Raw genomic sequence first — 24255 nt, 5'->3', positions numbered from 1 at the left:
CGTAGACCCAGTAACGTGGCGATGTGCGACTAGGGGTACTCGACGTCGGAAGCAATACCGTCCATCTATTGGTTGTGGACGCCCATCGGGGCGGCCACCCAACACCTATGAGCTCGACCAAGTCCACGTTGAGGCTGGCAGAAAACACTGACGACCGCGGCGATATCACCACGTCAGGAGCCGATCGGTTGGTGTCGACGGTTTCCGAATTCGCCGGTATCGCCAAGACGTCCGGGTGCGAGGAAATGATGGCTTTTGCCACTTCCGCGGTCCGTGACGCCAACAATTCCGAAGCCGTACTCGCCCGCGTCCGCGCCGAGACCGGAGTCAACCTCGAGGTTCTGTCCGGGGTCGACGAAGCCCGCTTGACCTTTCTGGCCGTGCGCCGCTGGTACGGCTGGAGCGCCGGACGCATCCTGAACCTGGACATCGGCGGCGGCTCGCTCGAACTCACAGCAGGTGGTGACGAGGATCCGGACGTCGCCTTCTCACTGCAACTCGGTGCCGGACGGTTGACGCGCGACTGGCTACAGGCCGATCCGCCGGGCAAGCGCCGGGTCGCTGTGTTGCGCGACTGGCTGGACGCGGAGTTGGTCGGACCAGCCAAGGAACTGCGCGCCGCCGGCGACTGGGACCGCACGGTCGGGACTTCGAAGACCTTCCGATCGTTGGCTCGGCTCACCGGCGCGGCCCCTTCTGCCGCAGGCCCCCGGGCAAAACGGACCCTGACTTCCAGCGGACTCAGGCAACTCATAGCCTTCATATCCAGGATGACGGCGGCGGACCGTGCAGAATTGGAAGGAGTGAGCTCGGATCGGTCACAGCAGATTGTGGCCGGCGCGCTCATCGCAGAGGCAACCATGCGGGCGCTCGGAGTGGACGAACTGGAAATTTGTCCCTGGGCACTGCGTGAGGGTCTGATTCTGCGAAAGCTCGACACAGAAATGGGCGGTGAATTGGTGGTGAGTGCTTGATGACCGAGGACAGTCAGCAGATTTCCGTAGCGGAACTGCTCAAGCGGAACGGTCAGAGCGTCGAATCCCGAGGTGGACGACGCAGGCGCGGCGTAGCCGGTGGCATCTCCGTCGCCGAACTGACGGGTGAGATCCCGATCGTTCGCCAGTCGGGATCGCGCGCGGCCGCCGAGCCCGAGTCCGGCGAACCAGCAGCCCAGCCTGAAGCCGCTGCGCCGGAAACCGCTGCGCCGGAGAACTCTGCACCTTCAGCGCCGGCCGAGGCTGTCGCGGAAACCGCCAAGTCAGTCGAACCGGCACCGAAGGTTCCCGCCGATCGCACCGCAGCCTTCGCCGTCTCGTTCGACGACGACGATGACGATGACGAGCCGCAGGCACCCAAGGGCGAGTCGAAGCCGGTTGCTGCGCCGCCGGTCACCACTCCGAAGCCGACTTCCACGCCTTCGCCGGGACAGACCTCGAAGTCCTCGCCCGGGCAGTGGGTGAGCCGGGCACCGCTCAACTCCTCGTCACCGACGCAGGTAACGCAGGAACCAGCCCTGCTGTCGGGTCAGACCCTGGCGGGCGACCTGATGCGTCAGGAGCGCGCCGCAACGCAGTCGCCGTCGTTGCGTCCGCCGATCCTGCCGCCGCGTGTCCCCACTCCCGTCGCCAAGGCACCTGCACAGACCGCTCCCGCTCCGGCCGCGCCGGAAGAGAGCACCGAACTGATCGACAAGATCGCAGACGCGGATGCCGGCGAGGCCGAATCCACCGCCGTGGTCGATCTGGTCAAGGCGCCGGCTGTCGATGACGGTGCAAAAAAGACCAGTGCCGCCGCGGAGTCCGATGTCGAAGCCGAACCGGCAGCGGAAGAGGCAGGCGAGCGTAACTCGATCCGTGAATGGGCAGTGCTTGCCGGTCAGGTGGTTGTTGCACTGATCGTCGGCGGCGCGATGTTCAAGGGCTTCGAGAAGCTGTGGGACATGCTGCCGTGGGTGGCGTTGGTGCTCGCGCTGATCGTGATCGTCGGCCTGGTTGCTGTCGTGCGGGTTCTGCGGAAGACGGACGACATCACGAGTTTCGTGATCGCGGTGGTCGTCGGCATGATCGTGACGCTCGGTCCACTGGCGTTCTTGTTGACCTCGGGTTGATCGGACGATGATCGGGGGATCGCAGCGCATGGTTCGTCGGCCGATAGCCGTCGGCTTGTCGACGGCTTCGGTATATCCGGAGAACACGGAAGCAGCATTTCGCTACGCCGCTGATCTCGGATACGACGGTGTCGAACTGATGGTGTGGGCCGAATCCGTGAGTCAGGACATCGGTGCTGTTGCCGCCCTCGTTCGCAAGTACGCCATTCCGGTGCAGGCCGTGCATGCGCCGTGTCTGCTGATTTCGCAGCGCGTGTGGGGTTCCGATCCGGTCGAGAAGCTCGAGCGTTCGGTGCGCACCGCCGAAACCTTGGGAGCGACGACGGTGGTCGTCCACCCGCCGTTCCGGTGGCAGCGCAAGTACGCCGAAGGCTTCGCGGAACAGGTTGTCGAACTCGAATCGAAGAGCAGCGTCGTGGTGGCGGTGGAGAACATGTTCCCCATGCGCGCCGACAGCTTCTTCGGCGGCAAGGACAAGTCCGCGGAGCGTCTGCGTAAACGTGGCGGTCCAGGGGCAGCGTTGTCCGCGTTCAGTCCGTCGTACGACCCGACCGATTCCGATCATGCTCACTACACACTCGACCTGTCGCACACCGCGACGGCGGGCATGGATGCCCTGGAGTTGGCCTCCCGTATGGGCAAGGGGCTCGAGCACCTGCACCTGGCCGACGGTCGCGGGGCGTCGATGGACGAGCACCTGATTCCGGGGCATGGCTCACAGCCGTGCGCGGAGTTGTGTCAGCAATTGGCTGCGAGCGAATTCAGCGGCCAGGCAGTCATCGAGATCAACACGCAGAACGCGCGCACCCGGCGGGAGCGGTCGTCGATGCTGGCGCAGGCGCTCGCGTTTGCACGCGAGCACCTGGCACGCTCAGCGGTGGCCGGCAAGTAGCGCAGCTTCGAACTGCGCGCGCACCTTCTCGACGTGTGCGTCGAGGTCTTTGGTCTCCCAGCCTTCGGTCGAGATGGGATCGAGCACCGAGACATAGACCGGGCCTGGATGGGCGACAAGCGAATTGCGCCACATCCGTTCACCCGCGTTGTGAATCACCACGGGCACGATCGGCACACCGGCTTGGATCGCCAAGTGGAATCCACCCTTCTTGAAAGGGCCCAGACGTGGCGTCGGAGAACGGGTGCCCTCCGGAGCTATGACTATCGAGACACCATTCTTCAGCTTGTCGACTGCCGGTTGCAGTGCAGCCTTCGCCTTCGTGGTGTCGGTGCGGTCGATGTAGGCGACGTCGAGCAGTGCACCGACGGGCATGAACCGCGGATCGCTTGCCGCTTCCTTCTTCGCGACGCCGGTCACGTCACGCTTGATCACGGTGCCCAGGACCAACATGTCCAGGGAACTCTGATGGTTGAACATGAACACCGCCGGGCGGTGATCCCACACGTTGTGCTCGCCGTCGATCTCGACGTCGATGCCCAGCAGTGAGAGCGAGATGTCGGGGCCGTACGTGCCGACCAGGTTCGCACCCAGTTGACGGTTCCCGGTGACAATGCCTGCCGACGCACCGAGGGCGGCGGTGGCAGCAAGCGCGCCCATGGCAGTCGCCGTTCGGATCGTGGAGATCGGTGTTGCGCCTCGTTGCGGTTTACGCAGGCTGACCGAAGGCCAGTGATTGCGCAACGCGATCTTGGCCAGACCACGATCGGGATTCAACGCGACAGGTCGCCCGACGGCCTCGAGCATGAATACGTCTTCGACACCGTTGGAGTATGCAAACGCGTTCTTCAGATCGGCGCCCATCTTCTCGGCATAGCCTGCAAGGGCATTGGCCTTGGCCGGCCCCCACAGTGCGGGCGAAGACAGTTCGCCGGTGAGCATGCCGTCCACGACTTCGGGCTCGGTGCACAGCACGTCTTCGATGTCGAGATCTTCGGCGACGTACTTGGCCTGGAACGGAGTCGCCGACGTAGCCATCACGATCGTGTGGCCGGCTCGCCGGTGTGCCGCCAGTAGCCCGCGGGCTTCCGGGTAGATCATCGCGGCGATTTCCTGCTTGAACAGCCGTCGGCCCCAGTCGTTCAGTTCCTCGACGGTACGGCCGCCCAAGGCTCGAACGCCGATGTCCATGAGTGCTCCGACGTCAGCACCGCGGAATTGGGTGTCGATCGCGGCACCGGTGGTGCGCAAGAGTTCGCCGACGCTGATATCCAAGCGTCGCAGGCGGTCTCGGTACACAACGCTGGCCGAGTACCCGCTGATCAAGGTGCCGTCGAGGTCGAAGGCGGCGATCGTTCCGGGCCCGGGCGGGGCGGCTTCGATGGCGGAGTGCAGACGCTCGAGTCCGGTCACAGTCCTACTTCCTCGTTCGCGGCGGGCGCTCGGTTTGCTTCTGGAATGGTCACTACCGCGGCGGCGTCCGGTACCGGCATCGCCACCTGATCGAGTCGTGCATGCGCGAGTGCGCGAAGGTGACGCAGGCGCTCGACCTGAACCTTGATCTCGGCAGCGAATGCCAGGCGCCTGGCCCGGACTCCGTCGTCGTCGACTTCGATCAAGTTACGGTTGCGCGCCAAATTCAGTGCGGTGGCGAACAACTCACCGGAGACGGATTCGTTGCTGGCGATCTGCTGCCGCAGTCGACGCTGATGTGCGACGTCGATGCAGTTGCTGATGAACGACTTTTCGTCGAACGATGTCGAAATCGGCGCGAGCACAAGCTGATCGGCGACAACCTGGTACGCCTCGAGGAACGGTTGGAGCACGCGGTGCGCGAGGTACGGGCGAACCGTCTCGATCATGTGCTCGGTTCGTTTGTCGTCGGCCATGACGGTTTCCCACTCGGGGTCGATCAGCGTCAGCTCGGTCCGCATCTCCTGCTCGAACGTGTCCCGGTCACTGAAGAAGAACTCGAATTTCAACAAATCTCGGATGCGCTTGGCCTCTGCCCACCCGTCCCCGATGGGGTCCTCGAACCGCTCTTCGACGGCTGCCTGAAGTACGAGTTCGGTGATGGCACGCACGACAAGAAAGTGAATCGTGTTGTTGCGGTAGAAGGCAGCGACAAGATGCTGGTCCTTGCCGAGGTAGAAGACCTGCTCGCCGCCCCGATCGAAGCGCTCGAGCACCCCGGAATCGACGTGTGTCTGCAATGCCTTCTCGATGACACGCGGATCGGACAGTTCGACGTCGCCGGCGATCGGAAGATTTCGCGCGGTGATGTAGCCGAACAGCGGCGTGAGAATCGCGGTGAGTTCACGAACTGTCAACGCCCGGTCTTCGATTCCGAGGAACGCCAACATCGCCAGTGAAGACACGGTCACCGGGGTGACCTCGTTGATGCGGTGACACACCTCGATGCCGGCCTTCTGAATGGCGAGGCGCTGATCGGTTTCCTGGCTGAGTGCGTCCGCGAGTGAGAGCGGCCGGCCGATGGTCACGTGCGCGACACCGTTGCGCTTTCCCTGGGCGCGTACGTAACCCACCATCCAGCGCAGGCCTTCCGGTGTCTTCTCGGCGCCGAGCGCCTCGGCAGCCATGGCCCCGACCTCGTAGAGTTGGTCGTAGCTCAGCGCAACCGGGACGAGGTACACGTCGGACGCTCCGCTGACCTGAAATGCCTTGGTCAGGTAGGTCAGGAGACCGAAGCGCGGCGGGCGTAGTTTCCCGGTACGTCCGCGTCCACCTTCGATGTACCACTCCAGATTGAAGCGCTTGGTCAGCAGATAGCGCATGTACTCGTGCATCGACCACTTGTAGACCTCGTCGTTGCCGATGCTTCGACGAATGAAGACGGTGCCGCTGCGCTTGAGGATCGAGCCCATGGGCCAGAAACTGATGTTGAGGCCGCCCATGACGTGATTGAGCGGCAAGCCGTTCGCGATCAACGCCGGACGCAGGACGAGGGGATCGAGGTACGAACGGTGACTGGGGAGGAAGACCAGTGAGTGTTCCTTGTTCAGCTCACGGAGTTCCTCGAAGCGGCTCGTGTCCACGTCCAGCTTGTAGGCGCGAGCGAAGTAGCGGCCCAGGCGATCCCACACCGCGATGGCTTGGCGACTCTGGGTGGCAACCATTTCTTCGAGAGCTTCACGTGCGCGGCGATCGACTTCGGCGACGGCGATGTTCAACCGGTCGGCCAAAGCCATGACCTCGGTGGCGAATCGGCGGGTGTCGGTGATCTCGTCGACGACGAACCGTGACACCTTGTACTGGCCACCCAGTAGGCCCAATTCGGCGCGTTCGAGTGCCAGAGCGGCCTGCCGTCGGATGAACTCCGGTAGCGAACCGCCACCGCTCTTTTCGAGGCGACGCTCGAGATCGCTCAGTGGTGCGGGTTCACCTTCGATGACCTGGCACCGAGAGGGGTCGGTGCGCAGGGTTCTGCGTTGTGCACCGCGTCCGGGGTGGAGAGGATCGCGTGGTGCCAGCGCATCACGTAGTCGCACCGCGACGTTGTGCTTGGTATGGGTGTCCGGAATCCACACCACGCGAAGCGGTGCGAGCATCGGGTCGTCGGTCCGTGCCGCCAGTTCTGCCAGGGTCTTGTCGGTGATGTTGACGGTGACCGGCCGAGTTTCGGATGAGCTTGCCTTGTCGGCAAGCCACTTTCGCAGCACGCCGGCTTCGGCCTCTGTCATGGTTTCGGTGAGGTACACGCGCGGGTTGGTCGTGTTCTCGCTCATGACTCACGCACCTTCCGTTGTGACTCCGAGAGCGACGATCTCGTCCAGGCTCTCCTGCAAGCACTGCATCAGCAGCGCGGGTTTTGTGATCGCAGCGGTGTCGAGATTGATTCCGATACAGCACACCCCGACGTGGGAGACCAGTGTCGCCATCGCCGCGCAACCGGGCGCCGGGCCGAACGGGAACATCCGCTCGATCTTCGCTCCGGCGAGATAGACCGGTACCGGTACGCCGGCGACGTTGCTGGCCTGCAGGTCCAGACCCGTCGACTGTGACAGATACCAGTTCGCGAGTAGATAATTCGGCAGGCGGGCGAGGATCGGGGCGGCGACGTCGATAGCGTCCAACGCCGGTTCCTCACGCAGACTCAGAACGATCTCTCGCACCTGCCTGATGCGTTTGGCCGGATCGGTTTCGGAGACCGGGCCGTTGAAGCGAACGGCTGCAAACCTGTTGCCGCCGTTGGCGTCTGCGCCCGTACGCATGCTGATCGGCATACCCATCGGAATGCTGTCGACGGACTGTCCGAAGGCTTCGTGGTAGCGACGGAAGCCGCCGAGCAAGGCAGCGACGTACGCATCGTTGAGTGAGCCACCGGCAGCTTTCGCCCCGGCCTTGAGCTCGGGGACACCCACCTCGAGAGTTCCGAACCATCGTCCGAGACCACGATCGTGGAGCAGAGGGGAACCGGAACGAGCTGGGGGAGTGACGATCTTGCGGAGTGAATTGGCGTAACCGAGGACCTCGGAAGCAGTCGTGATCGGACTCGAGATCGCCGTGGTCGCAACATTGGTGGCACCACGGACCAGCTTGGCGATACGCGAGGGCGCACGCCGGATCTCGCTGACGACCTCCTCGCCGAAGGCGCCCACCGACGACAGATGCTCAGGAGCAGGCGGTGTGCGGTCGGGCTTGTTCGGAGTGGGGTCCGGGCGTCTGCTGTGCAGGAGCGTCATCATCTGGATGCCGCCCATGCCGTCGGTGATGGAGTGGTGAGTCTTGACCACGAACACGGCGCGACCGTCGTCGAGACCTTCGATGAGCAGCGCGCTCCACGGCGGTCGAGCCTTGTCGAAAGGTTCCGTCGCAAGGTGACGACACATGCGCAGTGCGTGATCGAAGTCCGCCGGTGCAGGTAAGCGGACGCGTCGTAGGTGGTAGCCGATGTCGAACTCGGGATCGACGGACCACACCGGATTGCCCAGCTGCATTGCCGGTTCCACTGCTCGCATACGAATACGCGGAACCACGTGCGATGCCCACTCGACTGCGTCGAGAAGTCGATCCCAGTCCGGGGCACGATCGAGTACCTCTACCGCAACGATCGGTGAGCGCAGTTGCGGCTGCGCCTCTTCCATCCGCCACATTCCAGTCTCGAAGTCGGACATCGTGCGGTTCGCCCCCCAGGCGACCGCGGAAAGGTCGACGTCGACCGCGCTAGGAGGAACAAATGGATTGCTGTTGGCCATACGTCAAGAACTCCCTCGGTCTGCGGATCCACCCCGCGCATCTCTGCTTCTAAGTGTGGACCCGCGACCGTGGGCGCGTCCCGGTTTCGGTGTCAGCCGACAGGTGTGACGTTCGTCAGTTAAGGGCTAATCGGACATGCCGGGAAGTTCAGTGCTCAAGAAGTGACGCCGACGGCTTTCAGGGCTATCTCGCGGTAGAGAACACTGACTTCGCGCGGAGTCTGCGGTCCGTCGAGTCGATACCAGAGGACGACGGACTGACACATTCCCAGTAGTGCACGGCCCGTTCCGGTGATGTCCGGGACCGTGAACTCACCGCTCTCGACGCCTGCCGTCAGTACGTCGACGAGTAGGTTCTCGAGCTTCTTTCGCTTGGCGGCGTAGCTCTTTCGTTCCGCGTCCTCGAGGTATCGCAGTTCGGAATCGAGGAAGGCTATGTCGGAGCGACTGGTCATGTGCAGAACACACGCCTCGACGAGATTGCCGAACTGTGCCGTCGGCGACGGTCCGGCAGCGTCGACCGCAGCGCTCGCGCGTGCGGTGACGTTCTCGATGCCCGGTTCCATCAGCGCGACGAGGATGCCCTGTTTGTTGCCGTGGTGGTAATACAGCGTCGGCACGGTGACACCGGCACGTTTTGCGATGTCACGAACCGACGCTCCGTGGTAACCGAGTTCGTGGAACACCTCGAGTGCGGCGGTGAGCAGGGGAGTCAGCGTCAGTGGTTCCACGATGCGCCACTGTTCGTCGGGCTGAGCCTCCGACTGCAAATCCGTCATTCCGCCTGTTCGCTCCGTTCGGAAATTTCTGGTGGTGTGACTAAAGAAGGTTCAACCCTAGCGCAAGGCGTGTCCTCCTTACCGATGCTCGGCCACCATTGGATAGCATCACTATCCAGTAAAGGGTCGAGCGAGTTGGACGGAGGAGCGGTGAAGGTTTCCGAACTGGCCGCACAGTCCGGCGTTGCACTGGCCACTATCAAGTACTACCTCCGTGAAGGTCTGCTGATGCCTGGTGAGCCGACCAGCGCAACGGGAGCGAGGTACGGCGAACAGCACGTCCGGCGACTCGCGTTGATCAGGGCCCTGGCCGGGGCGGGACTCGCGATTCCACGGATTCGCGCGGTGCTCGAACTGGTGGACAGTGACGAGCGATCCGAATTCGAGACTTTCGGCCGCGCAATCGCGCAACTACCCCCGTACGTCGAACCTGAACCGGATCCAGAGTTCCCCAGAGCTCGCAAGGTTCTGGAGTTTCTCGGTCAGGTCTTCGAACCGAGGTACGTGGCGGTCGCGCACCTCGAGCGGGCACTGATCGGCCTCGAGGATGCAGGACTGAGTCTCTCGGACGAGCGCCTGCGCGCCTACGGCGACCACATCCGAGGGATTGCCGAAGTGGAAATCGAGCTGATGCCTACCAGTTCGACCGAGGACGGCATTCGCTATGCGGTCCTCGGAACCGCCATGTACGAACCCGTCCTGACAGCTTTGCGACGCCTGGCGCACCAAGACTTGGCCGCACGACATTTCCCGCAACACCGAGAAAGCACCGAACAGGAAAATCGATGAGCACCAGTCCCTTTCAAGATCTCAATCGCCTCACCTCGCTCGGCGACGGGCGATACACCGCAACGATCGATTCGATCTGGACCATCGGGCCGAAAGTGCACGGCGGCTCCATGATGGCTGTGTGCGCCGCTGCAGCGCGTCAATGTCTGCGAGACGGCGCAGGTGAGAACGACTCGCTTATGAAGATGCAGCCACTCGCGGTGAGCGCCAACTATCTGTCGGCCCCAGATCCGGGTGAAGTCGAACTGGAGGTGATCGTCCGAAAGCAGGGACGCCAGGTCGCGTTGTTAGACGTCGAGTTGAGCCAGGCGGGCCGCAGCGCTGTTCGCGCGGCGGTCACGCTCGGACTCCCCGATGACGGCGACCCCACCTTCGTCACGGCCTCGTCGATCGACGACATGTCACCGGAACCGCCGGAGAGTGCGGTGGCAGTCATCGGCGATCACCCGATGGCGCAGGTCGTGCATGTCGGTCAGGGTTGCGACATGCGAATCGACACCACCTCGGCGCACTTCCTGACCGGCAGCCAAGGCGAGGCCGAGGTCAGGATGTGGGTCCGTCCTCGACCCGAGGACGAAAACGACCTCGACACCGCTGTGCTGTTCGCGATCATGGCGGGTGACATCAGCGCGCCGGTGACGATGAACCGCGGCCTGTTCGGGTGGGCGCCGACCGTGCAGTTGACGACGTACCTGCGCCGACTGCCGACGCCGGGATGGCTTCGCGTGCGGGCGAGCTCGGATGTTCTGGGCAGCACGTGGTTCGAAGAGGATCATGCTGTTCTCGATTCGACGGGCGCAGTCGTCGTCCAGAGTCGTCAATTGGCGATGATGCCCCGCTAGGGTCGATCGCTGCGGTCGTGGCAGGCTGTTCGCCATGACAAGAATTGCGATTATCGGTGGCGGCAAGATCGGCGAGGCGCTGATCTCCGGGCTGTTGCAGGCCGGCCACGCCATCAAGGATCTGGTCGTCGCCGAGCAATATCAGCCTCGCGCAGACGAATTGATCGCCGAATACTCCATCCGCGTCAGCACGGTCGCCGATGCCGCCGAGGGTGCGGACGTCATCGTCATCGCGGTGAAGCCGAACGACGTCGAGTCAGCGCTCACGGCGTTGACGAAGGTCGATCTGGACGGCGACCTCGAACAATTGATCGTTTCCCTTGCGGCGGGAATCCCCACGGGATTCTTCGAAACGCGTCTGCCCGCAGGGTTCCCGGTCATCCGCGTCATGCCGAACACCCCCATGTTGGTCGGGGAGGGCGTGAGCGTGCTCTCGCCCGGACGGCACGTCAAGGCCGAGCATCTCGAGCTCGTACGCGGCATCCTCGGCAGCGTCGGCAAGGTGGTCACGGTTCCCGAATCGCAGATCGACGCGGTCACGGCTGTCTCCGGTTCCGGCCCGGCCTACTTCTTTCTGGTCGCCGAAGCGATGATCGACGCGGGAGTCGGTCTCGGCCTGACGCGCCCAGTCGCTACCGAATTGGTGGTGCAGACGATGGTCGGTTCCGCAGCGATGCTCGATCGCACCGGCGACAGCGCGACGGATCTTCGCGCCGCGGTGACGTCACCGGGCGGAACGACGGCTGCGGCACTGCGTCAGCTCGAAGCGGGCGGCCTGCGGACGGCGTTCTTCGATGCCTTGGATGCCGCCAAGTCGCGCTCGGCCGCAATGGGTGCAGCTGCGGATTAGTCGTCCGTTTAGCCACACCCGTCGCTTTAACCCCACTAGTACAGCTAAGCTCGACTTAGTACGTACGTGTCTGTTCCGCCGGAGGGGAAGCCGGCGGCGCGAGTCGTGCTGGAGGTATGTGGATTAATGGTGTCTGCAAACAAGCCGTCCATGGGTTCGTCCCACGACGGAAAGCCGGCAGTGGCCGGCACGCAATTCCTCACTGTTGCTGAGGTAGCAACTTTGATGAGGGTGTCGAAAATGACTGTGTACCGGTTGGTACACAGTGGCGAATTGCCCGCTGTACGAGTGGGCCGTTCGTTCCGTGTACATGCGAAGGCAGTGCACGATTACCTCGAAACCTCGTACTTCGATGCCGGCTGACCAGCCGGTTCGAAGAGGATGACCTCGGCGTGAGCCGAGTCGCGGGCACAGCGGTTGCTGTGCCGGAGGCTCGGTTTATGCCGAGTGACTCCACACCGGTACGATGAGTCACTGTCGTACCAGCAAGCTGGTGTCGTAAGGCGCTGAGCTAGTTAAAACGAGGGCCAGGCGCCAATTGCTTGGCGCAGGCGTACGTGACCGGCGTGCGCAGGAACGCTAGAGAAGAACGTGAGGGACACCCGCTATGGGTTCAGTGATCAAGAAGCGTCGCAAGCGCATGTCGAAGAAGAAGCACCGCAAGCTGCTTCGTCGTACCCGAGTACAGCGCAGGAAACTCGGTAAATAAGCAGTACCTGTTGATGCCCGCCATCCCTTCCGGGGTGGCGGGCATCAGCATATTCGGGGGGAAGCGATGTGTGCCACGTCTCATTGGCTGGGCGGTTTGTCTTGAATGGCCGAAATTTGGGTAGTCAGCGCGGGACCCCCTCTGCCCGTAAAGTGGGGGAAAATCGCGGGAGGGACGCTTCGGCAGAGCGCGTTTCTACTGGATATGGGGGTACTTGGTGGTTGAAGGTGACAACACTTCAGGGGGCACGACGCCTCGCGTCGTACTGGTGACCGGGGCGAGCAGATTTCTCGGCGGCTACCTGGTGACCAGGCTTGCGCAGAATCCGTCGATCGAGCGTGTCATCGCCGTCGACGCCGTCAGTCCGAGCAAGGACATGATGCGCAGAATGGGCCGCGCGGAATTCGTGCGAGCAGACATCCGCAATCCGCTGATCGGCAAAGTGATCCGAAACGCCGAGGTCGACACCGTCGTGCACGCGTCGACGCTTCAGAAAGCCCCCAAAGCCGGCAGCCGCGCCGCGATGAAGGACATGAACGTCATCGGCGCCATGCAACTGTTCGCGGTCTGCCAGAAAGCGCCGACGGTTCGCAAGGTGATCCTGCGCTCGGCTTCGGTCGTCTACGGGTGCAGTGCCAAGGATCCCGCTCAGTTCACCGAAGAAATGAGTGCACGCCGCCGGCCGCCGGGCGGATATGCCCGCGACAGCCTCGAGATCGAGGGATATCTCCGCGGAATGGGGCGTCGGCGCCCGGACATCTCGGTCGGGATTCTGCGGTTGGCGCCGTTGATCGGACCTCAGCTGACTGCAACCGTCGGGCACTACGTCACCGCCCCACTCGTGCCCACCATCGTCGGGCGCAACGCGCGCCTGCAATTGCTCCACGTCGAGGATGCCCTCGCGGCGCTGGAGAAGGCGACCATCGGACACGCTTCGGGTACGTACAACATCGCCGGCGACGGAGTGGTCATGATGTCGCAGGCGATCCGCCGGGCAGGCAGGGTGGAAGTTCCCATGCCGCTCGCTCTGTTCCGCAGCGTCGGGAGCGCGTTGGTGGGGTCGTCCATGAGGCTGTACACCGACGAGCAACTCGAGTACTTCCGGTTCGGCTGCGGACTCGACACCACTCGCATGCGCAGCGAGCTGGGGTTCGAGCCGCGATGGACCACCATGCAAGCACTCGACGATTTCATGCGTGCGATGCAGACGCGCCGGATCATCAAGTCCGAGTGGATCGATCGGGCGGAGAATGCGTTGACCACCATCCTCGGCGGTGACACCGCCGCGGCGGCAACAAGTGCAGACGTGATGCACATGCCGCTGTCGGGACGAAGTGCGGTGAAGGGGTGACTGACGTGGCGAAGGTAATTCCCCTGCGGCCCAGCGCAACTCACACCGGAAAGTCGGCAACTTCCCGTTCGCGTGAGTCCGTCACCGGTGCGGAGCGTGACATCCGTGAACAAAGTGAACGTCGGCATCCGTCCGGAGTGTCCTCGGCGGCCGACCACGGCGGTGAGAGCACGTTCGTCGATTCGGCCAGGTCGGCGATCGTCGACCAGATCGCCTCGGCAGCAGAATTCTTCCGACGTCGGGTGTCGGGCGACTACGAGGTCGACGAGTTCGGATTCGACCCGCATTTCGCGGACAACGTCGTCATGCCGATGTTGCGCCCGTTGTTCGAGAAGTGGTTTCGCGTCGAGGTTAGTGGGATCGAGAACATTCCCCTCACCGGGGGAGCGCTTGTGGTCGCCAACCACGCCGGTGTGATCCCGATCGACGGACTGATGACGTCGGTTGCCGTGCACGATCACCATCCAGCGCATCGTCCACTGCGAATGTTGGCTGCGGACATGGCATTCGAGATGCCAGTGGTGGGTGGACTGGCGCGCAAAGCCGGTCATACGTTGGCCTGCAACCCCGACGCCGAGCGTCTGCTCAACGACGGTGAAGTCGCGGCCGTGTTCCCGGAAGGATTCAAGGGCATCGGGAAACCGTTCAGTGAGCGGTACAAGTTGCAGCGGTTCGGGCGCGGTGGCTTCGTGTCGGCCGCAATGCGAACCGGTGTTCCGATCATTCCGTGCTCGATCGTGGGTTCGGAGGAGATCTATCCCAAAATCGGTGATCTCACCACACTCGCACGCGTTCTCGGTCTTCCGTATTTCCCGGTGACACCGCTGTTTCCACACTTCGGGCCGCTCGGCCTGGTTCCGTTGCCGTCGAAGTGGTACATCGAGTTCGGAAAGCCCATCGTCACCGACACCTTCGAGAGCGGTGCCGCCGACGATCCGATGGTCCTGTTCGAGGTCACGGACCACGTCCGGGAAACCATTCAGCAGACGCTGTATCGACTGTTGGCCAAGCGTCGCAACGTCTTTCTCGGCTGAGTTCGGTCCGGATCGCTGCTCGATCCGGACCGAACCCGCTCAGACGTTCTGTTCTTTGCGCCTGGCGAGAATTGCCGCGAGCGCCCCGCCGACCGCTCCGAGCACCAGCGCCGTCGGTACGCCGATCTTGGCGGCCTTTCGTCCGGTGCGGAAATCGCGAACTTCCCACCCGCGGTTCTTCGCGAGTTCACGAAGATCTGCGTCGGGATTGATCGCCACCGGTGTCCCCACCAACGAGAGCATCGGAACGTCGTTGTGGCTGTCGGAGTAGGCGGAACAGCGCTTGAGATTGAGTCCTTCACGCACCGCCAACGTCCGTACGGCGTGCGCCTTGCCCATGCCGTGCAGGATGTCGCCGACGAGTCGGCCGGTGAAGACGCCGTCCTCACTCTCGGCGACAGTGCCCAAGGCGCCGGTCAATCCCAGTTTCTCGGCGATGACCTGAGCCAGTTCGACCGGAGTTGCCGTCACCAACCACACCTGTTGTCCGGCGTCGAGGTGCATCTGGGCCAACGCCCTCGTGCCTGGCCAGATCTTGTCGGCGATGACCTCGTCGTAGATCTCCTCGCCGAGGCGGGCGAGTTCGGCGGTGGATCGACCGGCCACGAAGGACAGTGCTTTCTCGCGGCCTTCGGCGACGTCGTCGCTACTTTCTCGGCCGGTGACTCGGAACTTGATCTGCTTCCACGCGAAATCCACCAGATCCGAGGTCTTGAGATACTTTCGTGCAGCGAGACCACGGGCGAAGTGGATGATCGACGCACCCTGCACCATGGTGTTGTCGACGTCGAAGAATGCGGCGGCCGTGAGGTCGCGCGGAACGGCCGGGGGCTCTTCGCCGGTTTCCGGTTCTGTGGGGTTGGCAGCTTCGTGCAATGCCAGAGCTGCGTCAGCGCTCGCCTCGCCGGCGAGATTGGCTCGAACTTCCGACTCACTCGGGCCCAGCGGATTCTTCACGTGGCGACGCCCGGGGAGAATGACCCCGGCAAGCCCTGATCCGAATCCGGAGCCGTTCGGTAGTGATCGCGCAGGCACCCGCACCTCCCGTGTTGCATTCTCGAGCAGAGAACTCTTCGAGTCAGCCTATCCTCCGCGATGAGGCCCGATGGGTTGGATGGTGACCTTCCCTGTGGTGTGTGACGTTCCTCTCCGCCGATTTGGTACCGAGTGGGGCTCCGGAGGCACACTCGACCGATCAAGTAGATGGCGTCCCCGTAGAAGAAAGGTATGCGTCGATGACTGCAGCTACGCATGAAGTGACCCTGTTGACACGCGCAGGATGCGCGTCCTGCGTCGGCGCGGCGGAGGTCCTGCGACGGGTCTGTTCCGAGTTCGAGCTGGAATTGACGTGCATCGACGTGGACGAAGCTGCCGTGACGGATCCAGAGCTGAGAGCGGAGTACGGAGACAGATTGCCCGTCATTCTTCTCGACGGACGCGAGCACGGTTACTGGGAAGTCGACGAGGAGCGCCTTCGTGACGATTTACGCAAGTAAGGCAACCCTCAAAGTTGTCCGCGGAGCCGCTTTGCAGGTGAACGGCACATCGAACCCGTCTCGAGCAACTTTGTGCATGGGTTCACAAGCGGTTACCGTGGTGTGAACATTCCCCCGGAGCATCGTGGAGGTCGACAGTCGTGTCGACCGGACGAGGAGCCAGCGACGTGACCGAACCGCACCAGACGCATGAGCCTGTGGCTCAGCGCGTCACCGGCGCTGCGGGCTCTTCCGTCACCGACGCTGCCAGCGCCTCGGTTACCGACCCGATCGCTCAGGATCGCGTCATCCCCCAGGCTACGGTGACGCGCTTGGCCGCATACCTGCGGGTCCTCGGAGTGATGTCCGACCGGGGTACCTCCATCGTCTCGAGCGAGGAACTCGCGCAGGCGTCAGGTGTCGGATCAGCGAAGTTGCGTAAGGATCTGTCGTTCCTCGGACCCAACGGTGTCCGCGGCGTCGGGTACGACGTCAACAGGCTCCGCATCCGCATCGAGCGTGCACTCGGACTCGATCGTGGGCACAAGGTCGTTCTCGTCGGAGTCGGAAACCTCGGCAAGGCACTGGTCGGTTACGGCGGATTCAGCCGCCGCGGTTTCGAGATGGTCGGACTCTTCGACAGTGACGCAGATCGAATCGGAAGCAGAGTCGGGGATCTCGTCGTGCGCAGCACCGAGGAACTGACCGTCGCCTGCCGTGAACTGAATGCGACCATCGGCGTCATCTCCACACCGGACGAGGCAGCTCAGGGCGTGTGCGACCAGTTCGTCAGCGCCGGGCTGCGCTGCATCATGAGTTTTTCGCCGATCGCCCTCGACGTTCCCGATCACGTGGAACTGCGACGTGTAGATCTAGCCGTCGAGATGCAGGTTCTCTCCTTCAACAGTGCGCGCAATGCCGATCAGGCATCCAGCGCGCCGCGAGTACGAGTGGCTCACGCCGCATCCGCTTCGTCAGTCCCATCCACCAGTTCACCCGCTCCGGTCGGAGCAGGTTCGACAAGAAACGGATCAGTGATCGCGCCGTGAGTGTTCTGCTTGTCGGGGTCTCGCATCGAACCGCGCCCGTCCCGGTGCTCGAGCGAGTAGCTGTCACCGACACCGATCGTCCGAAGCTGATCGACAAGCTTCTGGCGTCTTCGCACATCTCCGAAGCGATGATCGTCTCCACCTGTAACCGGGTGGAGGTCTACGCGGTGGTGGACGCGTTCCACGGTGCACTCACCGAGGTCGGTGAAATCCTGGCCGACCATTCGGGTCTCGACCTGACAGCGCTGCACGCTCACGCGTACGTCCGCTACAGCGAAGCAGCCGTCGAGCACCTCTTCGCGGTGGCCAGCGGCCTCGATTCCATGGTGATCGGCGAACAGCAGATCCTCGGCCAGATCCGTTCGGCCTACGCATCTTCGGATGCGCAGCAGGCCGCCGGACGCGTAGTCCACGAACTGGCTCAGCAGGCACTGCGCGTCGGCAAGCGAGTGCATTCCGAAACCGGAATCGACTCCGCCGGAGCATCAGTCGTGTCCGTGGCTCTCGATCGTGCAGCGGGCATCATCGGTGAGGGCGGCCTGGTCGGCCGCACTGCCGTGGTTGTCGGTGCAGGCTCGATGGGCGGTCTGTCGGTTGCGCATCTCACCCGCGCCGGAATCGCACGCATCGTCGTCGTCAACCGGACACAGGAACGCGCCGAGCACCTGGCAGAGACGGCACGCTCCAACGGCGTCGACGCCGACGGTGTTGCCTTCGATCAGCTTTCGGCCGCGATGGCGCAGGCAGATGTCATGGTCACCTGTACCGGCGCGGTCGGGGCAGTGGTCACCCTGGCGGATGTGCACCGCGCACTCGCCGAGCCCGATCGCGACAACACCAAGCACCTCGTCATCTGCGACCTCGGGCTGCCGCGCGACATCGATCCCGCCGTCGCCGGCCTGCCGGGTGTGACCGTTCTCGACATGGAGACGCTGCAGCGTGATCCAGCGGCGGGCGCAGCCGCCTCCGACGCAGATGCCGCACGCACCATCGTCGCCGGCGAGCTTGCGACCTACCTTGCCGGACAGCGCCTCGCCGAGGTCACTCCGACCGTGACGGCTTTGCGTCAGCGCGCCGCCGACGTCGTCGAAGCCGAACTGATGCGACTCGATTCGCGTCTGCCCGGCCTGGACGATCCGCAGCGCGACGAGGTTGCACGCACCGTGCGACGCGTCGTGGACAAGCTGCTCCACGCCCCGACCGTGCGCGTCAAGCAACTCGCGTCGGCCCCCGGCGGCGACTCCTACGCAGCAGCGCTGCGCGAACTCTTCGAACTCAGCCCCGGATCTCCCGCGGCCGTGGCCACACCCACCGATCTGGTGGACGGCGACCGCACTGGAAGGGACCTGCAGGCATGAGCGTCACCACCCCTCGATCGGGGAGCCCGCTGCGGATCGGCACTCGCGGAAGTCTTCTCGCGACCACGCAGGCCGGTACCGTGCGCGATGCCCTCATTGCGGCCGGACATCCCGCCGAGTTGGTCATCATCAAGACCAAGGGCGACCAGTCCACCGATCCCGTCCAGAAGATCGGCGTCGGAGTGTTCACGGCAGAGCTTCGAGAAGCCTTGCTGGACAACCGCGTCGACGTTGCGGTGCATTCCTACAAGGACTTACCGACCGCGCAGGACCCGCGTTTCGTCATCGCGGCGATTCCGCCACGCGAAGATCCGCGTGACGCGCTCGTCGCCCGTGACGGTCTGGTCCTCGGGGAGCTTCCGGCCGGTTCCAAGGTGGGAACCTCGGCGCCGCGCCGTGTTTCGCAGCTGAAGGCACTCGGTCTCGGCCTCGACATCGTGCCGTTGCGGGGCAACCTGCAGCGCCGTCTCGGCAAGGTCGAATCCGGTGAACTCGACGCCGTGATCCTCGCTCGCGCCGGCCTGTCTCGTATCGGTCTGCTCGATCTCATCACCGAGAATATCGAGCCCGTGCAGATGCTCCCCGCTCCGGCGCAGGGTGCTCTGGCCGTCGAATGCCTTTCTGCCAATGCGGAATTGGCGGCGATCCTCGCCGAGCACGACGACGCGGGTACCCGGGCGGCAGTTACGGCCGAGCGCGCCCTGCTCGCCGAGTTGGAAGCCGGCTGCACCGCTCCGGTGGGAGCGATCGCGGAGATCGTCGAATCCCTCGACGACGACGGCAGAATCTTCGACGAACTGTCGGTACGCGGCTGCGCAGCCGCCATCGACGGTTCGGACGTCATCCGTACCGGCGCAGTGGGTGCGCCGGACAAGGCCGAGGAACTCGGCCGAGCGGTAGCGCGCGAGTTACTCGAACTCGGCGCCCGCGAGTTGATGAACGTGACTACAGGCGAGGCAGCCGATGTTTGACGCCCCACTTTGCACTTGCACCAAGTTCCCATTTCGATACAGCGCACTGGAGAATCACCGATGACCCGAGTCCGAAAGAACACTCCCGGACGGATCCTGTTCGTGGGATCGGGACCGGGCGACCCCGCCCTGCTCACCGTTCGCGCACGTGACGTCCTCACCGGCGCCGCAATGGCATTCACCGATCCGGATGTCGACAAGGGCGTCGTCGCACTCGTCGGGATCGACATGGGCCGCGACGAGGAGACCGGCGAGCTGATCGCGGACGTGCGTCCGGCACTCGGCGAGCCTGCCGAGGTTGCAAAGACATTGGTGCACGAGGCCAAGAACGGTCACGACGTCGTGCGTCTGGTCTCCGGCGACCCGCTGACCACGGATTCCGTGATCGCAGAGGTCACCGCAGTCGCCCGCACGCAGGTTCAGTTCGAGGTTCTCCCGGGTCTACCTTCCGGTTCGGCTGTGCCGAGCTACGCCGGCATGGCGCTCGGCTCGGGTCACACCGAGGCCGACGTTCGCGGTGAAGTCGACTGGGCTGCTCTGGCCGCTGCACCGGGACCGCTTGTCCTGCACGCGACGTCCGGACATCTCGCCGAGACCGCCAGCGCGCTGGTCGAGAACGGCTTGGCCCCGCAGACGCCTGCTGCGATCACCGTCCGCGGTACCACTCGTCAGCAGCGAACCGTCGAGGCAACTCTCGCGACGCTCAACGAAGCCGGATCCGAACTGGTGGGCTCGCTCATCGTCACCGTCGGCAAGGTTGTCGCGCAGCGCAACAAGATGTCGTGGTGGGAATCGCGCGCTCTGTACGGCTGGACCGTCCTCGTGCCGCGCACCAAGGATCAGGCCGGCGAGATGAGCGACCGTCTGGTCACTCACGGAGCGATCCCGATCGAGGTTCCGACCATCGCCGTCGAGCCGCCTCGCAGCCCGGCTCAGATGGAGCGTTCGGTCAAGGGACTCGTCGACGGTCGCTACCAGTGGGTCGTCTTCACTTCCACCAATGCTGTTCGCGCAGTGTGGGAGAAGTTCGAAGAGTTCGGCCTCGACGCTCGCGCCTTCTCCGGTGTGAAGATCGCCTGCATCGGTGAAGCAACCGCAGCCAAGGTGCGCTCGTTCGGCATCAACCCCGAGCTGATCCCGACCGGTGAGCAGTCCAGCGAAGGCCTGTTGGCCGAATTCGCCCCGTACGACGACGTTTTCGATCCGGTCAACCGGGTTCTGTTGCCGCGGGCGGACATTGCGACCGAAACCCTCGCAGAGGGCCTGCGCGAACGCGGTTGGGAGATCGACGACGTCACCGCCTACCGCACCGTCCGGGCAGCGCCGCCGCCGGCCGAGACCCGCGAGATGATCAAGACCGGTGGATTCGACGCCGTCTGCTTCACCTCGTCCTCGACCGTGCGCAACCTCGTCGGCATCGCCGGCAAGCCGCACGCCCGCACGTTGGTCGCGTGCATCGGCCCGAAGACGGCCGAAACCGCTATCGAGTTCGGTCTGCGCGTCGACGTGCAGCCCGAGACCTCGCAGGTGGGACCGCTGGTGGAGGCTCTCGCCGAGCATGCTGCTCGTCTGCGCGCCGAAGGTGCTTTGCCGCCCCCGCGCAAGAAGTCTCGAAGGCGCTAGCGCACCCGTGAGGGGTTGAGGAGTCTGTGGACTCCTCAACCGCTCACAGGTTCCGACGAAGGAGGGCTACTTCTCGTGTTTCCTACTCATCGCCCTCGCCGGCTCCGGCGCACTCCTGCGCTCCGGCGACTCGTGGCAGAGACCTCGCTCGAACCCCGGCACCTCGTTTTGCCGATGTTCGTCGCCGACGGCATCGACGCACCGCGTGAGATCAGTTCCATGCCAGGCGTTTTCCAGCACACCCTCGATTCGCTGCGGTCCGCAGCGGTGGAAGCGGTGGAAGCCGGCGTCGGTGGCCTGATGCTGTTCGGTGTCCCGAAGGCGGAGGACAAGGATCCCCAGGGGTCCGGTGCCTCCGATCCCGACGGCATCCTCAACGTCGGATTGCGCGCTCTGGCAGACGAACTCGGCGATTCGACGGTCATCATGGCCGATACCTGCCTCGACGAGTTCACCGATCACGGCCACTGCGGCGTGTTGACTGCCGGCGGCGCTGTCGACAACGACGCGACCTTGATCCGATACGTAGAAATGGCTCTCGCGCAAGCTGAATCGGGTGCGCACCTGCTCGGCCCCAGCGGCATGATGGACGGTCAGGTGGCTGCGATCCGTGGTGCACTCGATGCTTCGGGGTATGTCGATGTCGGCCAGCTCGCCTATGCCGCGAAATATGCGTCAGCGTTCTACGGGCCGTTCCGTGAAGCCGTCGGATCCTCACTGCAAGGCGACCGTCGTACGTATCAGCAGGACGGCGCCAATCGCCGCGAGTCGATGCGCGAGGTAGACCTCGACGTCGCCGAGGGCGCCGACATGGTGATGGTCAAGCCTGCAATGTCCTACCTGGACATTCTGCGTGAGACCGCCGACCGGTCCCCGGTTCCGGTCGCTGCGTACCAGATCTCGGGGGAGTACTCGATGATCACTGCGGCCGCGCAGAACGGGTGGATCGATCGGGACGCGGCGATTCTCGAATCGCTCATCAGCATTCGCCGCGCCGGTGCCGACGTGGTCCTCACGTACTGGGCGTCGGAAGTTGCCGGATGGCTGTGACGGAGTCACGCATGGTGGCTGCGCCGGTATCGACCGATACGCTGGTGTCATGACCGAGCAGTGGCCGCCGTCGCGCCAGGAACCGCCCCGCCGGGAACCTCCCTACGAGAACCAGCCGTTCGAGAATCAGCCGTACCGCGAACTCGGACCGATGCCGACGGGTCAGATCCCGGGATACGGCCCCGGTTACAACGGATACCCGGGACCTGCGCCGAAACCCGAGCCGCCGACGGACGTCGTGACTGCGATTCAGTTGTGGTGGGCTGTGACGGCGCTGGGGTTGGTCCAGGGCGGCGCGATGATCTGGATGCTGCTCGGGCAGAAGTCGATGTTCGTCGACGAGATGCTCAGAAATCAGGCAGCTGTCGACGCCGGTCTGACGCGTTCCGACGTGGAGGGCATGTTCCCACTGGTCATCGTGTTCTCTGCGGTTTTGGTCGTGATCGTCACCGCGGTGTTCCTTCTGTTCGTGCGCGCGATGAGTCGCGGCAGGAACTGGGCTCGAATGTTGCTGACGTTCTGTGGCGTCTTCATGCTGGTCTCCGCGATCCCGGTGATCTTCGGGCTCGGCGGAGACGGCGGCGCGGCCACTCTGCTGTTCGGCGGAGCGGAAATCCTGCAGGCAGTTGCTGCTGTCGGGGCGATCGTGATGATGCACCGAAAAGAGTCCAATCCGTACTTTCTTCGTTTCCCCCCGGCGGGGAACCGGTAGGTAGCTCGGGGTACTGTGAAACGGGTCACTGAAGTAGTAGGGGAGAGGTCGGACGCGATGAGTTCTCAGGAGGCCCTGCGTACGGAAAGCACCCACGACGCGCCACTGCGCCAACGTGGTTCACGCACCGAAGTGATCTTGTTCGCGATCCTCGGAGCCTCTGTTCTGGTGACACTCCTGATGCTCATGATTCCGGGCATCGTCAGCGGATAGCGCACACTTGAACCCGTGAGTATCTCTACGAAGGTCAGGCGCCCGACGGCTGTCGAGGCAGCATTCTGGCTGTGGATCGCCAGCGCGTTCCTGCTCATACTCTTCGGCCTGATCAATGTCACCAGCGCTTCGTATTCGTTGCGTGAGCAGTTCACCGATCAAGGCGTTTCGGCCGGAAACATCGACATCTACGTCACCTTCGTGCGGGTGTCCGGGCTGGTTCTGCTGTTGACCGGCCTCGCGATCGGCGGCCTCGCCGGTCCCACTCGCGCCGGACGGGCGTTGTGCCGACGGATCCTGGTGATCGTGTCCGGAGTGTTCGCGGTGCTGCAGATCGCGCTGGTCGTCGCCGGGATCAGTACCGTGCTCGCGCTGGTTGTTCCCGTCATGCTGATCTGTGCCTGCGTCGCGATCTACCGCGACACCACCCGAAGTTGGTTTGCCCGTGGCTGATCGCGCGCCGGAAATCGGCCCGGACGTTCTGTACTACGAACCGGGTTCTCGGTGGTGGGCCATCGCGTTCGGTCCGATCTTCTGCCTGATCGCCTTGGTCATCGAACTGTTCACGGGCCCGGTGGTGCATTGGTTCGGTCTGGCGATGTTCGCCGTGATCCTCACCGGATTGGTCTACGTGCAGGTGATCGCAGCACGGCGGCACGCGAGCGTACTTCTGACCGCGACCACGTTGCGTCAGGGAACCGAAGAGGTGCCGATCACCGAGATCGCCGAGGTGTTCCCGGAGTCCGACGACGCTGCCTACGAGGACGAAATGGAACCGTGGGAAACGGCACGCGCGCTCGGTGAGCTGTCCGGAGTGCCCAGGCGTCGGCACGGTATCGGCTTACGTTTGACCACCGGGGGATTGGTGCGGGCGTGGGCAAAGGACGATCAGGCACTGCGCGAGGCGTTGAGTCAGGTCGTTGTGGTTGGTGTCGAACCGGACGGGTCTGCCGATGACTGAGCCACAGCCATCCCCGCGTGTCGACGTGAAGACGTGGATCGGTGTACTCGGTATCGTCGCCGCAACGATTCTGGCGGTCGTGTGCTGGCGAGCGGGTACGACGACGTCCGACTTCGGACCGATACTGGAGGGCGCTCCACCGTTCGAGAGCACGCACTACGACGGTCTCTGGATCTCGGGCGCCGGGTTGTCGATTCTGGTTGCGGGGCTGATGGCCATCGATGTCGTGCGCCGCGTCCGGGTGGGCTTCGTCGCATCGCAGTAGCCCTCATAC

Annotated in this window: 26 protein-coding genes; 21 read left to right on the top strand and 5 right to left on the bottom strand. The window is 63.9% G+C overall.

The window, feature by feature from the left end; translation table 11 throughout:
• The first annotated feature begins 23 nt into the window (after window positions 1-23).
• Genes G4D79_RS26185 through G4D79_RS26175 form a run of 3 tightly spaced genes read left to right on the top strand, consistent with a single transcriptional unit; the run spans window position 24 to window position 2999 of the window.
• Window positions 24-974 (top strand): Ppx/GppA phosphatase family protein, encoded by a 951-nt coding sequence (locus G4D79_RS26185; protein ID WP_003941975.1) that lies wholly within the window; start codon window positions 24-26, stop codon window positions 972-974.
• Window positions 974-2107 (top strand): hypothetical protein, encoded by a 1134-nt coding sequence (locus tag G4D79_RS26180; RefSeq protein ID WP_214514546.1) that lies wholly within the window; start codon window positions 974-976, stop codon window positions 2105-2107. Before G4D79_RS26185 ends, G4D79_RS26180 begins: the two co-directional genes overlap by 1 nt.
• A 7-nt stretch (window positions 2108-2114) precedes the next feature.
• A complete protein-coding gene (locus tag G4D79_RS26175) occupies window positions 2115-2999 on the top strand; it encodes a sugar phosphate isomerase/epimerase (RefSeq protein ID WP_042923251.1) in 885 nt (294 codons plus the stop codon).
• On the opposite strand, the gene G4D79_RS26170 is transcribed toward G4D79_RS26175, so the two are convergent.
• The 4 genes from G4D79_RS26170 to G4D79_RS26155 all read right to left on the bottom strand — a co-directional run bounded on the left by G4D79_RS26170 (window position 2979) and on the right by G4D79_RS26155 (window position 8994).
• Complete coding sequence (locus G4D79_RS26170) at window positions 2979-4412, bottom strand: HAD-IB family hydrolase (protein WP_003941905.1); 1434 nt, start codon at window positions 4410-4412, stop codon at window positions 2979-2981. The genes G4D79_RS26175 and G4D79_RS26170 overlap by 21 nt on opposite strands.
• Window positions 4409-6745, bottom strand: a complete 2337-nt coding sequence (locus G4D79_RS26165; RefSeq protein ID WP_007735324.1) for a glycerol-3-phosphate 1-O-acyltransferase — start codon at window positions 6743-6745, stop codon at window positions 4409-4411. Before G4D79_RS26165 ends, G4D79_RS26170 begins: the two co-directional genes overlap by 4 nt.
• A 3-nt stretch (window positions 6746-6748) precedes the next feature.
• Window positions 6749-8215, bottom strand: coding sequence for a wax ester/triacylglycerol synthase domain-containing protein (locus G4D79_RS26160; RefSeq protein ID WP_058038153.1), 1467 nt, complete (start codon window positions 8213-8215; stop codon window positions 6749-6751).
• A gap of 155 nt (window positions 8216-8370) precedes the next feature.
• The gene (locus tag G4D79_RS26155) at window positions 8371-8994 is read right to left on the bottom strand and encodes a TetR/AcrR family transcriptional regulator (protein WP_003942051.1); all 624 of its coding nucleotides are present in this window, start codon (window positions 8992-8994) and stop codon (window positions 8371-8373) included.
• 150 nt (window positions 8995-9144) lie between these two features.
• On the opposite strand from G4D79_RS26155, the gene G4D79_RS26150 reads away from it, so the two are divergent.
• The 7 genes from G4D79_RS26150 to G4D79_RS26120 all read left to right on the top strand — a co-directional run bounded on the left by G4D79_RS26150 (window position 9145) and on the right by G4D79_RS26120 (window position 14569).
• Window positions 9145-9783 (top strand): MerR family transcriptional regulator, encoded by a 639-nt coding sequence (locus tag G4D79_RS26150; protein WP_058038152.1) that lies wholly within the window; start codon window positions 9145-9147, stop codon window positions 9781-9783.
• Entirely contained in the window at window positions 9780-10625 is an 846-nt protein-coding gene (locus G4D79_RS26145) for a thioesterase family protein (RefSeq protein ID WP_214514545.1), read from the top strand. Before G4D79_RS26150 ends, G4D79_RS26145 begins: the two co-directional genes overlap by 4 nt.
• Window positions 10626-10659: 34 nt before the next feature.
• Window positions 10660-11475, top strand: coding sequence for a pyrroline-5-carboxylate reductase (gene proC, locus G4D79_RS26140; protein WP_003941923.1), 816 nt, complete (start codon window positions 10660-10662; stop codon window positions 11473-11475).
• Window positions 11476-11601: 126 nt separating this feature from the next.
• The gene (locus G4D79_RS26135; RefSeq protein ID WP_003941845.1) at window positions 11602-11838 is read left to right on the top strand and encodes a helix-turn-helix domain-containing protein; all 237 of its coding nucleotides are present in this window, start codon (window positions 11602-11604) and stop codon (window positions 11836-11838) included.
• A 244-nt stretch (window positions 11839-12082) separates the two neighbouring features.
• Window positions 12083-12184, top strand: a complete 102-nt coding sequence (locus G4D79_RS26130) for a 30S ribosomal protein bS22 (RefSeq protein ID WP_003402602.1) — start codon at window positions 12083-12085, stop codon at window positions 12182-12184.
• Between the two features lie 217 nt (window positions 12185-12401).
• On the top strand, window positions 12402-13535 hold the full coding sequence (locus tag G4D79_RS26125) for an NAD-dependent epimerase/dehydratase family protein (RefSeq protein ID WP_007735316.1): 1134 nt from the start codon (window positions 12402-12404) through the stop codon (window positions 13533-13535).
• Window positions 13532-14569 carry a lysophospholipid acyltransferase family protein gene (locus tag G4D79_RS26120; protein ID WP_042923247.1) on the top strand — a complete coding sequence of 346 codons (1038 nt, stop codon included), beginning with the start codon at window positions 13532-13534 and terminating at the stop codon, window positions 14567-14569. The genes G4D79_RS26125 and G4D79_RS26120 overlap by 4 nt, the downstream gene beginning before the upstream one ends.
• Before the next feature lie 39 nt (window positions 14570-14608).
• On the opposite strand, the gene G4D79_RS26115 is transcribed toward G4D79_RS26120, so the two are convergent.
• Window positions 14609-15604 carry an HAD family phosphatase gene (locus G4D79_RS26115; RefSeq protein WP_003941873.1) on the bottom strand — a complete coding sequence of 332 codons (996 nt, stop codon included), beginning with the start codon at window positions 15602-15604 and terminating at the stop codon, window positions 14609-14611.
• A gap of 200 nt (window positions 15605-15804) precedes the next feature.
• Between G4D79_RS26115 and G4D79_RS26110 the strand changes: the two genes are divergently transcribed.
• From G4D79_RS26110 to G4D79_RS26060, 11 genes are all read left to right on the top strand, one after another.
• A complete protein-coding gene (locus tag G4D79_RS26110) occupies window positions 15805-16065 on the top strand; it encodes a glutaredoxin family protein (RefSeq protein ID WP_214514544.1) in 261 nt (86 codons plus the stop codon).
• Between the two features lie 140 nt (window positions 16066-16205).
• The gene (locus G4D79_RS26105) at window positions 16206-17093 is read left to right on the top strand and encodes a redox-sensing transcriptional repressor Rex (RefSeq protein ID WP_042923244.1); all 888 of its coding nucleotides are present in this window, start codon (window positions 16206-16208) and stop codon (window positions 17091-17093) included.
• Complete coding sequence (locus G4D79_RS26100) at window positions 17090-18451, top strand: glutamyl-tRNA reductase (RefSeq protein ID WP_003941867.1); 1362 nt, start codon at window positions 17090-17092, stop codon at window positions 18449-18451. The genes G4D79_RS26105 and G4D79_RS26100 overlap by 4 nt, the downstream gene beginning before the upstream one ends.
• Window positions 18448-19422: a hydroxymethylbilane synthase gene (gene hemC, locus G4D79_RS26095; RefSeq protein WP_019744374.1), complete on the top strand. Its 975-nt coding sequence runs from the start codon at window positions 18448-18450 to the stop codon at window positions 19420-19422. The genes G4D79_RS26100 and hemC overlap by 4 nt, the downstream gene beginning before the upstream one ends.
• 60 nt (window positions 19423-19482) lie before the next feature.
• Window positions 19483-21045, top strand: coding sequence for a bifunctional uroporphyrinogen-III C-methyltransferase/uroporphyrinogen-III synthase (locus G4D79_RS26090; RefSeq protein WP_003941969.1), 1563 nt, complete (start codon window positions 19483-19485; stop codon window positions 21043-21045).
• A gap of 75 nt (window positions 21046-21120) precedes the next feature.
• Window positions 21121-22095, top strand: a complete 975-nt coding sequence (hemB, locus tag G4D79_RS26085) for a porphobilinogen synthase (protein ID WP_007735309.1) — start codon at window positions 21121-21123, stop codon at window positions 22093-22095.
• A 49-nt stretch (window positions 22096-22144) separates the two neighbouring features.
• A complete protein-coding gene (locus G4D79_RS26080) occupies window positions 22145-22807 on the top strand; it encodes a hypothetical protein (RefSeq protein WP_007735307.1) in 663 nt (220 codons plus the stop codon).
• A gap of 57 nt (window positions 22808-22864) precedes the next feature.
• Complete coding sequence (locus tag G4D79_RS26075) at window positions 22865-23020, top strand: hypothetical protein (protein WP_003941930.1); 156 nt, start codon at window positions 22865-22867, stop codon at window positions 23018-23020.
• Between the two features lie 15 nt (window positions 23021-23035).
• Window positions 23036-23473 carry a hypothetical protein gene (locus G4D79_RS26070; RefSeq protein ID WP_003942066.1) on the top strand — a complete coding sequence of 146 codons (438 nt, stop codon included), beginning with the start codon at window positions 23036-23038 and terminating at the stop codon, window positions 23471-23473.
• A complete protein-coding gene (locus G4D79_RS26065) occupies window positions 23466-23981 on the top strand; it encodes a hypothetical protein (RefSeq protein ID WP_003941872.1) in 516 nt (171 codons plus the stop codon). The genes G4D79_RS26070 and G4D79_RS26065 overlap by 8 nt, the downstream gene beginning before the upstream one ends.
• Window positions 23974-24246, top strand: a complete 273-nt coding sequence (locus G4D79_RS26060; RefSeq protein ID WP_007735305.1) for a hypothetical protein — start codon at window positions 23974-23976, stop codon at window positions 24244-24246. Before G4D79_RS26065 ends, G4D79_RS26060 begins: the two co-directional genes overlap by 8 nt.
• The last annotated feature ends 9 nt before the right edge of the window (window positions 24247-24255 follow it).

The sequence above is a fragment of the Rhodococcus sp. WY5 genome (assembly GCF_018588185.1).
Lineage (GTDB): Bacteria > Actinomycetota > Actinomycetes > Mycobacteriales > Mycobacteriaceae > Rhodococcus_F > Rhodococcus_F qingshengii.
This window is presented reverse-complemented; position numbering and strand designations above follow the sequence as displayed.

Coding starts and splice junctions, on each gene's coding strand:
- G4D79_RS26160 (WP_058038153.1), bottom strand. CDS start 8,215: ATGGCCAACAGCAATCCATTTGTTCCTCCTAGCGCGGTCGACGTCGAC.
- G4D79_RS26180 (WP_214514546.1), top strand. CDS start 974: ATGACCGAGGACAGTCAGCAGATTTCCGTAGCGGAACTGCTCAAGCGG.
- hemC (WP_019744374.1), top strand. CDS start 18,448: ATGAGCGTCACCACCCCTCGATCGGGGAGCCCGCTGCGGATCGGCACT.
- G4D79_RS26090 (WP_003941969.1), top strand. CDS start 19,483: ATGACCCGAGTCCGAAAGAACACTCCCGGACGGATCCTGTTCGTGGGA.
- proC (WP_003941923.1), top strand. CDS start 10,660: ATGACAAGAATTGCGATTATCGGTGGCGGCAAGATCGGCGAGGCGCTG.
- G4D79_RS26155 (WP_003942051.1), bottom strand. CDS start 8,994: ATGACGGATTTGCAGTCGGAGGCTCAGCCCGACGAACAGTGGCGCATC.
- G4D79_RS26175 (WP_042923251.1), top strand. CDS start 2,115: ATGATCGGGGGATCGCAGCGCATGGTTCGTCGGCCGATAGCCGTCGGC.
- G4D79_RS26165 (WP_007735324.1), bottom strand. CDS start 6,745: ATGAGCGAGAACACGACCAACCCGCGCGTGTACCTCACCGAAACCATG.
- G4D79_RS26060 (WP_007735305.1), top strand. CDS start 23,974: ATGACTGAGCCACAGCCATCCCCGCGTGTCGACGTGAAGACGTGGATC.
- G4D79_RS26110 (WP_214514544.1), top strand. CDS start 15,805: ATGACTGCAGCTACGCATGAAGTGACCCTGTTGACACGCGCAGGATGC.
- G4D79_RS26075 (WP_003941930.1), top strand. CDS start 22,865: ATGAGTTCTCAGGAGGCCCTGCGTACGGAAAGCACCCACGACGCGCCA.
- G4D79_RS26080 (WP_007735307.1), top strand. CDS start 22,145: ATGACCGAGCAGTGGCCGCCGTCGCGCCAGGAACCGCCCCGCCGGGAA.
- G4D79_RS26130 (WP_003402602.1), top strand. CDS start 12,083: ATGGGTTCAGTGATCAAGAAGCGTCGCAAGCGCATGTCGAAGAAGAAG.
- G4D79_RS26135 (WP_003941845.1), top strand. CDS start 11,602: ATGGTGTCTGCAAACAAGCCGTCCATGGGTTCGTCCCACGACGGAAAG.
- G4D79_RS26145 (WP_214514545.1), top strand. CDS start 9,780: ATGAGCACCAGTCCCTTTCAAGATCTCAATCGCCTCACCTCGCTCGGC.